Raw genomic sequence first — 2,509 nt, forward strand, 5'->3', positions numbered from 1 at the left:
CCGCTCGGCGCCCACCCCCTCCTCGTCGAGGCCGGGACGGAGCTCGCGGACGCGGTCGAGGAGGCGGGAGAGGGTGGCCCGGGCGCGTGGGTCACGGCTGCCGTGGCCCACGGCGACGAGGGTGGGGGCCGGGGCGGACGGAGTGGACGTGGCCGGGGCGGTGGCGCGGAGCCGTCCGGCGAGGGCGGGAACGTTCATCGGTGGGCATACCTCCTCCTCGTGCTTCCGCTGCCGGCGGTCGTACGGACGCACCTGGGCCAGTTGGGCCCCGAGCTGTCCGGCGATCCGCACGAGCAGCCCTGCGGTGCTGGCGAGCGTGCTGTCCGGCTCCGTCATGCGCCGATCCTGGCGGGGGGGCGTTGCCCCGCCGTTTCCGGCGCGTGACGTGTCTTCGGCGGCCTCCTCACACGCCCCGGGCCCCGCCGGCCAGGTTGTCCGGGTGCGCGCGGGGCCGGTGGTCCCGGCGGCGTCGAGGTGGCACCCGGTGGAGGGGGCGCCGAGAATGGGAGGGCCGGACGGCGTGCACGACGGCGCCCGCGGAACCCGGCAGGGAGTCAGGTGATCGCGCATGTGCCGATGGCTCGCCTATTCCGGCACGCCGGTGCTGCTCGACAGCATCCTGTACAAGCCGGCCCACTCCTTGATCGACCAGAGCCTGCACTCCAAGCTCGGCGTGGAGACCACCAACGGCGACGGGTTCGGCGTGGGCTGGTACTCGGAGCACGACGACACGCCGGCGCTGCTGAGGGACGTCGGCCCCGCCTGGAACAACCGCAATCTGCGGGAGCTGGCGAACCACGTCCGGTCCCCGCTGTTCTTCGCCCACATCCGGGCGTCGACCGGGACGGCCGTGCAGCAGTCGAACTGCCACCCGTTCCGGCACGGCCGCTGGATGTTCATGCACAACGGCGCCATCGCCGGGTTCCACCTCGTGCGCCGTGACCTCACCCTGCTCGTCGATCCCGCGCTCTACGCCGACATCGAGGGCACGACGGACTCCGAGGTGATGTTCTACCTGGCCCTCACCTACGGTCTGGACCGGGACCCGCCCGCCGCCGTGGCGCGCATGGCGGGCGTGGTGGAACGGGTCGGCCGTGAGCACGGGGTGGAGTTCCCGCTCCAGATGACGCTCGCCCTCACCGACGGCGAGCACCTCTGGGCCTTCCGCTACTCCAGCGCGCACACCTCCCGCTCGCTGTTCTACAGCAGCCGGGTGGAGGCCCTGCGCAGGCTGCATCCCGACGTCGCCTTCCTGCAGGAGGTGTCCGACGAGACGCGCCTCGTCGTCTCCGAGCCCCTCGGCGACCTGCCGGGTGCCTGGAACGAGGTGCCGGAGAGCAGCTACGGCGTCGTCCGGCCCGGCGCCGACGAGCTGTACCGCTTCGTCCCCGCGGCGGCGTGACGACGCGCGGTGCGGGCGGGGGCGGGCACCCCCGGTGGAGGCGTCACGCCGGACTCCAGACGTAGCGGACGTCCGGCTCACGCTCCTCGTTGCCCTCGCCGTCCGTGTACTCGGCGGCGACGAACCCGTGCCGTTCGTAGAAGCGCCGCGCCGGGGCGTTGACCTGGAACGTCCACAGCGACAGGCCGGCGGCGCTCCGTCGCTTGGCCAGCTCCACGAGACGGTCGCCGATGCCGTGGCCACGCCACGGCGGATCGATGTAGAGCTGATCGAGGTCTTCGCCGTCCAGCACCATCAGGGCGACGACGGCGTCCTCGACCGTCGCCACCCAGGTCTCCCGGTGGGGTACGACCACGTGCCGGAACCAGGACCGGACCTCCTCGTCCGTATGGGCTCGGCGCACGTCCGGGAGGGCGGCCGTGTAGGAGCGCAGCCAGACCTCGGCCACGGTGGGGGCATCGGAGTCGACCGCACGGCGGACGACGAGGTTGTCGATCTTCACGGCTCGGATCGTACGAGGCCCCCGCCCCTCCCCTCCCCTCTTTTTTCATTCCGAATCACGGAATATCTTTTCCATTATGAGAATGTCCCCGCCCGCGCTCCCCCGGCGCGCCTCAGCCGAGTTCATCGGCACCGCCGCCCTCGTCGCCGTCGTCGTCGGCTCCGGCATCCGCGCCGACTCCCTCAGCCAGGACATCGGCGTCCGGCTGCTCGCCAACGCCGCCGCCACCGCCCTCGGCCTCGGCCTGCTCATCGCCCTCATCGGCCCGCTCTCCGGCGCCCACTTCAACCCCGTCGTGACCCTCTCCGAGTGGTGGTCCCGGCGGCACGACAGCAGGGGGCGCGACGTCCTCGTCTACATCGCCGCCCAGCTCGCCGGGGCCGTGACCGGCGCCCTGCTCGCCGAGGCCATGTTCGGGCGGGTGCCCGGCGCCTGGGCCACCGAGACGCGCTCGGGGCTGCACCTGCTGCTCGGGGAGGCCGTCGCCACCGCCGGGCTCGTCCTCGTCGTGCAGGGGCTGCGCCGCATCGGCCGTCCCGGGCTCGCCCCGGTCGCCGTCGCGGGGTACATCGGCGCGGCGATCTGGTTCACCTCCTCCGGCTCCT

At 72.9% G+C, this 2,509-nt stretch carries 3 protein-coding genes and 1 pseudogene; 2 read left to right on the forward strand and 2 right to left on the reverse strand.

Annotation, left to right across the window (positions count from 1 at the left end):
* Positions 1–336: pseudogene (locus CCN56_RS30225) on the reverse strand (hypothetical protein); the annotation flags it as partial.
* Positions 337–568: 232 nt separating this feature from the next.
* Between CCN56_RS30225 and CCN56_RS30230 the strand changes: the two are divergent.
* A complete protein-coding gene (locus CCN56_RS30230) occupies positions 569–1,402 on the forward strand; it encodes a class II glutamine amidotransferase (protein WP_086831123.1) in 834 nt (277 codons plus the stop codon).
* Positions 1,403–1,445: 43 nt separating this feature from the next.
* On the opposite strand, the gene CCN56_RS30235 is transcribed toward CCN56_RS30230, so the two are convergent.
* Positions 1,446–1,904 carry a GNAT family N-acetyltransferase gene (locus CCN56_RS30235; protein WP_086831124.1) on the reverse strand — a complete coding sequence of 153 codons (459 nt, stop codon included), beginning with the start codon at positions 1,902–1,904 and terminating at the stop codon, positions 1,446–1,448.
* Between the two features lie 76 nt (positions 1,905–1,980).
* Here CCN56_RS30235 and CCN56_RS30240 point away from each other — a divergent pair.
* Positions 1,981–2,509: aquaporin (locus CCN56_RS30240; protein ID WP_086831125.1), on the forward strand; the 529-nt coding region annotated here is incomplete at its 3' end.

The sequence above is a fragment of the Streptomyces sp. NRRL B-24572 genome (genome assembly GCF_002156145.1).
In the GTDB taxonomy this organism is placed as follows: Bacteria; Actinomycetota; Actinomycetes; order Streptomycetales; family Streptomycetaceae; genus Streptomyces; species Streptomyces vietnamensis.

Coding starts and splice junctions, on each gene's coding strand:
- CCN56_RS30230 (WP_086831123.1), top strand. CDS start 569: ATGTGCCGATGGCTCGCCTATTCCGGCACGCCGGTGCTGCTCGACAGC.